We start from the raw sequence: 6,413 nt of genomic DNA, 5'->3' as shown, positions 1-6,413 counted from the left end.
CACCACCCCGGTCGCTCGGCGACCGGGGTGGTGCGGGATCAGGCATCCGGATCAGGCATCCGGATCAGGCGTCGATGTGCTCCGGGCCGGCCGCCGCGGCCTCGGCCTCGGCCTGCTTCTTCGAGGCGATCAGGCTGGTGATCGTGGTGATCACCAGGACACCGCAGATGACGCCCAGGGAGACCGGGATGGAGATCTGCGGGACGTGCAGGCCCGACTCGTGGAGGGCGTGCAGCACGAGCTTGATGCCGATGAAGCCGAGGATGACGGAGAGGCCGTAGCTGAGGTGGACCAGCTTCTTGAGCAGGCCGCCGATGAGGAAGTACAGCTGACGCAGACCCATGAGGGCGAAGGCGTTGGCGGTGAAGACGATGTACGGGTCCTGGGTGAGGCCGAAGATCGCGGGGATGGAGTCCAGGGCGAACAGCACGTCGGTGGTGCCGATGGCGAGCATGACGACCATCAGCGGGGTCAGGACGCGCTTGCCGTTGTTCTGGATGAAGAGCTTCGTGCCGTGGTAGCGGTCGGCGACGCCGAACTTCTTCTCGATGGACTTGAGGAGACGGTTCTCCTCGAACTCCTCTTCCTCCTCGTCCTTGCGGGCTTCCTGGATCAGCTTCCACGCGGTGTAGATGAGGAACGCGCCGAAGATGTAGAAGACCCACGAGAAGTTGGTGATGATCGCGGCGCCGGCGGCGATGAAGATGGCGCGCAGGACGAGCGCGATCAGCACGCCGATCAGCAGCACCCGCTGCTGGAGCTGTGAGGGCACGGCGAACTTCGCCATGATCAGGACGAAGACGAAGAGGTTGTCCACGCTGAGCGACTTCTCGGTGATGAAGCCGGCGAAGAACTCCTGCGAGGCCTGGCCGTGGCCGAACACCAGCAGGCCGAGACCGAAGAGCATCGCGAGGACGATCCAGACGACCGTCCAGATCCCCGCTTCCTTCATGGAGACGTCGTGCGGCTTGCGGCCGATGAAGAAATCGGCGCCGATGAGGATGCCCAGACCGAGAATGGTCAGCACCCAGAGGGTCAACGAAACGTCCACTATTTACACGCCTCCGGCAGATGGCTCAGAACTTTGTCAGCGTCATCGCTGCCGGAGGTCTCTTCCACCCGGACGGCCAGGAGGCCACGGGCCGGCGCCCCGGGACCGATTGCAGTCCGTATTGACGGGCACGCCGTAGCAGGAAAGCAGGAATACTCCCCTCCGCACTCACCAGCGTACCCGCCAAAGGCACCTAAGGTAAAGGGAACACCAAGAACTGGTCAGCGGCCGGTCACGTCGCCGGGCGGCGGACCGCCCGGCCGCCGCTACCGCGCGCCGCCCCGGGCGGCCGCGACCCGCTCCAGTGCCTGGTCCAGGACCCGGCTGCCCTGCGGGGGCAGATCCGGCTCGAAGATCCAGGCGTGGTGCACCCAGGGGTCGGCGAGGTGGTTGTCCGGTACGGGCGACAGCCGCATCAGCGAGCGCCAGAGCGGGTCCAGCAGCGGCCCGTAGGCCGAGGCCTCGTCACGGTCCGCAACCATCAGGAGGTGCACGCCGACCGCCGGGCCCTCGTCGGCGAGGTAGCGCAAACGGGTGACGGCGCGGTCGTCGAAGCCGTGCGGGAAGTCGTGCACGATCAGCAGCTGGTCCGAGGTGTCCACGTCGGGCGGCAGGTCCTCGGGAGCCCCGGCCCGCACCGCCATCTGTACGAGGTCCACCCGGCGGGTCAGCCGCTCCAGGGTCTCGGTGACCCCCGCGGCCCCGGCCGCGGGCGCCCCGGCCAGCACTCCGGCCCGTACCAGCGGGGCCAGCGAGGCGGCTCCGGCGCCGGCCGCGTCGATGACGTGGACGGCGAACCGGTCGGCGGGGTGCGCGGCGAGCATGCGCGCGGCGTGCGCGACGGCCATGTCCATGGCGGCCCGGCGCAGCCGGTCGGTGTCCATCGCCATGGCCGCCTCGGAGCCGGTGCGGCCGTTGTCGATCCACAGGCCGCGCTCCAGCGGGACCCTGACCAGCATGGGGATGCGCAGGTCGGGCCGCTCGGGCAGGTGCAGGTCGCCCAGGCGCAGGGCGAGGGGGGCTTCGGCGGGCACGGTGTGCGCGTGCCAGACCGGGTTGTCCCAGCGCGCGTACGCGGCAGGCAGCGCGGGCTCGACCACCTCGGACTCGGAGGCGAGCTGGACCAGGTCCCGGTCGAGGACCTCCTGCGCCCGCGCGACCAGTTCCGCGCGGCGGGCCCGGGCGGCGTCCTGGGCGGCGTTCCCGGAGCCGCCGAGGCGGTGGCGGGGGTCGGACAGCGCCTCGTCGAGCTCGCGGTCCAGCCGGGAGTCGGCGAACTCGACGGCCCCGCGGTAGGCGGCGACGGAGCGGGCCAGGTCCTCGAACATGCCCCAGACCTGGTTGTAGAGCCGCTCCTCCATGGACCAGCCGCTCGCGTCCCCGGCGACGGGGCGGGGCGCTTCCCCGGGCCGCGGCGGCGCGGCCGGGCGCGGCGCGGGCTCGGGCGGCTCGGTGCTGGTGCGGCGGCGCGGGTGGGCGTAGCTGATGGTGGGCGGTCCGTCGGCGGTGTCCGGGCCCGGTTCCGGGGGCATCGGCGGGGGCGTGGGCGCGGCCGGAACGTCTTGCGGCGTCGGGGTCGGCGCCGGGGTCGGCGTCGGGGTCGCGGCCGGGACGGGCGCCCGGAGTCCGCGCGGGACGGTCGGGGCCGGGCCGCCGGGCATGACGGCCAGGGTGATGTCGCCGGCCGGCGCCGTGCCCAGGGCGACGGCGGCGAGTTCGGCTGCGGCCGGGGCGGGCAGCCCGGCGTCGGTCAGGAGCGCGCCGAGGCCGCCGGCGTAGCCCTGGCCGACGGCGCGCACCTTCCAGGCGCCCTGGCGCCGGTACAGCTCCAGGGCCACGACGGCGGTCTCCGACTCCAGTCCGGTCAGGGTGTACCCGGCGAGCTCCGCGCCCTCCGGGTCGGCCACGGACACGTAGGAGGCGGGGACCGCGCCGAAGTGCCCCGGCCCGCCGGGCGGCAGGACCAGGACGAGGCCGACCCGGTGGACGGCCGGTGCGACCGCGTCGAGGTCGACCGCTATGCGGTGCTGCCCGGAGGGCGCCCCGGGCACTTCGAGCCCGGGGAGGGTGCGGGCGCCCGGGTGGGCGACCGCCCCGGGGCCGGCGAGCCGGCCCGTGTCGTCGCCGAGGTGGGCCAGGGCGAGCACGGGCGTGCCCGCCGAGACCCTGATCTCCACCCGGCTCCGGGACAGGGGGTGGTTCTGCCCCCGGACCAGTTCGGCCGTCATCGTGCAGCCCCTCCCCCGTACCCGTTCTTCTGCCGGGCCCTCGATCGCACCCGGTCCTGCCGTGCCGTGCCGTCCTGCGGTGTTACTGCCGTGCTGTCCTGCGGTGCTGCTGGTGTGCCGTGCGGCCGGTCCTGCTTACAGGTGCGGCAGGATCGCCGGCATCAGGTCCTGGAAGGTACGGCCGTTGGCCGGGTTCCCGAGGGCCGTCATCTGCCAGCCGGCGCCGACGCGCGACACCTTCGCCATGATCTGGGCGGTGTACTGGCCGCCGCCGTCCAGCGTGTAGCGGGCCAGCTCCTGGCCGTTGGTCTCGTCGACGATGCGGCAGAAGGCGTTCTCCACCTCCTGGAACGTCTGGCCGGTGAAGGAGTTCACCGTGAAGACGATCTGGTCGATGTGCACCGGCACGCGCTGCAGGTCGACGAGGATCGACTCGTCGTCCCCGCCCTGGCCGACGCCGCCGACGAGGTTGTCACCCGTGTGCTTGACCGAGCCGTCGTCGCTCTGCAGGTGCCGGAAGAAGACGACGTCCACGGGCTGCTTGTCGGCGAAGAGCACCGCCGACGCGTCGAGGTCGATCTCCCTGGTCCGCGAGCCGAACAGCCCCCGGCGCTTGGCCGCCTGCCAGCCGAGGCCCATGCGGACCGCGGTCAGCGTGCCTCCGTCCGCCTTCTGCAGACTGATGGCCTGACCCTTGGTCATGTTGACCGTCACGCGCTGTCCCCTCTCCATAGCCCTCCCCCGATGGGGGTGCGCAGCGTGTTCCTGCGGCTGTGCCAACCCTACTGACCGCCTCCGGGTCAGGCGAGGCCCGCTTCCTTCATCTGTCGCAGCTCCTTCTTCAGCTCCCCGACCTCGTCCCGGATCCGGGCCGCGACCTCGAACTGAAGCTCGGCGGCCGCACCCCGCATCCGCTCGGTCATCTGCTCGATGAGCGCGGCCAGTTCGGCGGCGGGACGGTCGGTCGCCACGACGGGACCCTTCCCGCCCTTGGCCCCCTTGGCCCCGGCCTTGCCGCCGGACGCGGCCTGCGCCGCCTTGCCGCCCAGCGCCGGGACGGGCGCCTTGAGGGCCTTGCCGTCCTTGGTCTGCCGGTAGCCGGTGCCGAGGAGCTCCTCGGTGTCGAGCTCCTCGCGGGCGATCGTGGCCACGATGTCGTTGATCTTCTTGCGCAGCGGCTGCGGGTCGATCCCGTGGGCCGTGTTGTAGGCGACCTGCTTCTCGCGGCGCCGGTTCGTCTCGTCGATCGCCTGGGCCATCGCCGGGGTGATGCTGTCCGCGTACATGTGGACCTGGCCGGAGACGTTGCGCGCCGCGCGGCCGATGGTCTGGATCAGCGAGGTGCCGGAGCGCAGGAAGCCCTGCTTGTCGGCGTCGAGGATGGCCACCAGCGAGACCTCGGGCAGGTCGAGGCCCTCGCGGAGCAGGTTGATGCCGACCAGGACGTCGTACTCGCCGGCCCGCAGCTCGCGCAGCAGCTCGATGCGGCGCAGGGTGTCCACGTCGCTGTGCAGGTAGCGGACCTGGATGCCGAGCTCCAGGAAGTAGTCGGTGAGGTCCTCGGACATCTTCTTGGTCAGGGTGGTGACCAGGACCCGCTCGTCCTTCTCCACACGCTGGCGGATCTCGTGCACCAGGTCGTCGATCTGGCCCTCGGTGGGCTTGACCACGACCTCCGGGTCGATGAGTCCGGTCGGGCGGATGATCTGCTCGACGAAGCCGTCGCCGCGCGAGAGCTCGTACTTCCCCGGAGTGGCCGACAGGTAGACGGTCTGGCCGATGCGCTCCTGGAACTCCTCCCACTTCAGCGGCCGGTTGTCGAGGGCCGACGGGAGCCGGAAGCCGTGGTCGACCAGGGTCCGCTTGCGCGAGGCGTCGCCCTCGTACATCGCGCCGATCTGCGGCACGGTGACGTGCGATTCGTCGATGACGAGGAGGAAGTCCTCGGGGAAGTAGTCGATGAGGGTGTTCGGGGCGGAGCCGCGCTCGCGGTCGTCCATGTGCAGCGAGTAGTTCTCGATGCCGGAGCAGGACCCGATCTGGCGCATCATCTCCAGGTCGTAGGTGGTGCGCATGCGCAGGCGCTGCGCCTCCAGCATCTTGCCCTGCTTCTCCAGCTCGGCGAGGCGCTCGGCGAGCTCGGCCTCGATGCCGCGGACCGCCTTCTCCATGCGCTCGGGGCCGGCGACGTAATGGCTGGCGGGGAAGACGTAGAGCTCGCGGTCCTCGCTGATCACCTCGCCGGTCAGCGGGTGCAGGGTGGACAGGGCCTCGATCTCGTCGCCGAACATCTCGATGCGGACGGCCAGTTCCTCGTACACCGGGAAGATCTCGATGGTGTCGCCGCGCACGCGGAAGGTGCCCCGGGTGAAGGCCACGTCGTTGCGGGTGTACTGGATCTCGACGAAGCGGCGCAGGAGCTGGTCCCGGTCCATCTCCTCGCCGACCTTGAGGGGGACCATCCGGTCGACGTACTCCTGCGGGGTGCCCAGACCGTAGATGCAGGACACGGAGGCGACGACGATGACGTCGCGCCGGGTGAGGAGGGAATTGGTCGCGGAGTGGCGCAGCCGCTCCACCTCCTCGTTGATCGAGGAGTCCTTCTCGATGTAGGTGTCCGACTGCGGTACGTACGCCTCGGGCTGGTAGTAGTCGTAGTACGAGACGAAGTACTCGACCGCGTTGTTCGGCAGGAGCTCGCGGAACTCGTTCGCCAGCTGGGCGGCGAGCGTCTTGTTCGGCGCCATCACCAGGGTGGGCCGCTGGAGCTTCTCGATCATCCAGGCGGTGGTCGCCGACTTGCCGGTTCCGGTCGCGCCGAGCAGCACGACATCCTTCTCACCTGCACGGATGCGCTTCTCCAGCTCGGCGATGGCCGCCGGCTGGTCGCCGCTGGGCGTGTAGGAGCTGACGACCTCGAAAGGCGCCACCGTGCGTTCGATCTTCGATACGGGCCGCATGGGTCAACCGTACGACCCCCCACTGACACTCGGTGCCCGCCCGCCCCGTGCGGAGCCGTCCGGGCCTGGTCCGTTTGTCGTAGTTCGGTGGCGGCCCGGTGATCGCCAACCCCATGATCGCCGTACGCGGCTCTCCCTGAAAGTGCGTCGGAAACGCACCGCCGCCAGTGCCTC

At 70.7% G+C, this 6,413-nt stretch carries 4 protein-coding genes; all 4 read right to left on the bottom strand.

The features are described 5' to 3' along the window. Nucleotides 1-64: 64 nt before the first annotated feature. The gene (locus tag ACFWNV_RS29925) at nucleotides 65-1,051 is read right to left on the bottom strand and encodes a TerC family protein (RefSeq protein ID WP_383953065.1); all 987 of its coding nucleotides are present in this window, start codon (nucleotides 1,049-1,051) and stop codon (nucleotides 65-67) included. A 266-nt stretch (nucleotides 1,052-1,317) separates the two neighbouring features. Continuing rightward, nucleotides 1,318-3,279, bottom strand: coding sequence for a TerD family protein (locus ACFWNV_RS29920; RefSeq protein WP_383953063.1), 1,962 nt, complete (start codon nucleotides 3,277-3,279; stop codon nucleotides 1,318-1,320). A 135-nt stretch (nucleotides 3,280-3,414) separates the two neighbouring features. Beyond that, nucleotides 3,415-3,993 carry a TerD family protein gene (locus ACFWNV_RS29915; protein WP_254383773.1) on the bottom strand — a complete coding sequence of 193 codons (579 nt, stop codon included), beginning with the start codon at nucleotides 3,991-3,993 and terminating at the stop codon, nucleotides 3,415-3,417. Between the two features lie 86 nt (nucleotides 3,994-4,079). Further along, nucleotides 4,080-6,239: an excinuclease ABC subunit UvrB gene (gene uvrB / locus ACFWNV_RS29910; RefSeq protein WP_383953061.1), complete on the bottom strand. Its 2,160-nt coding sequence runs from the start codon at nucleotides 6,237-6,239 to the stop codon at nucleotides 4,080-4,082. Between the last annotated feature and the right edge of the window lie 174 nt (nucleotides 6,240-6,413).

It is taken from the genome of Streptomyces sp. NPDC058401, from assembly GCF_042722885.1.
Classification (GTDB): domain Bacteria; phylum Actinomycetota; class Actinomycetes; order Streptomycetales; family Streptomycetaceae; genus Streptomyces.
The sequence above is the reverse complement of the archived record's forward strand: the minus strand, read 5'-3'. Positions and strand labels throughout refer to the sequence as shown.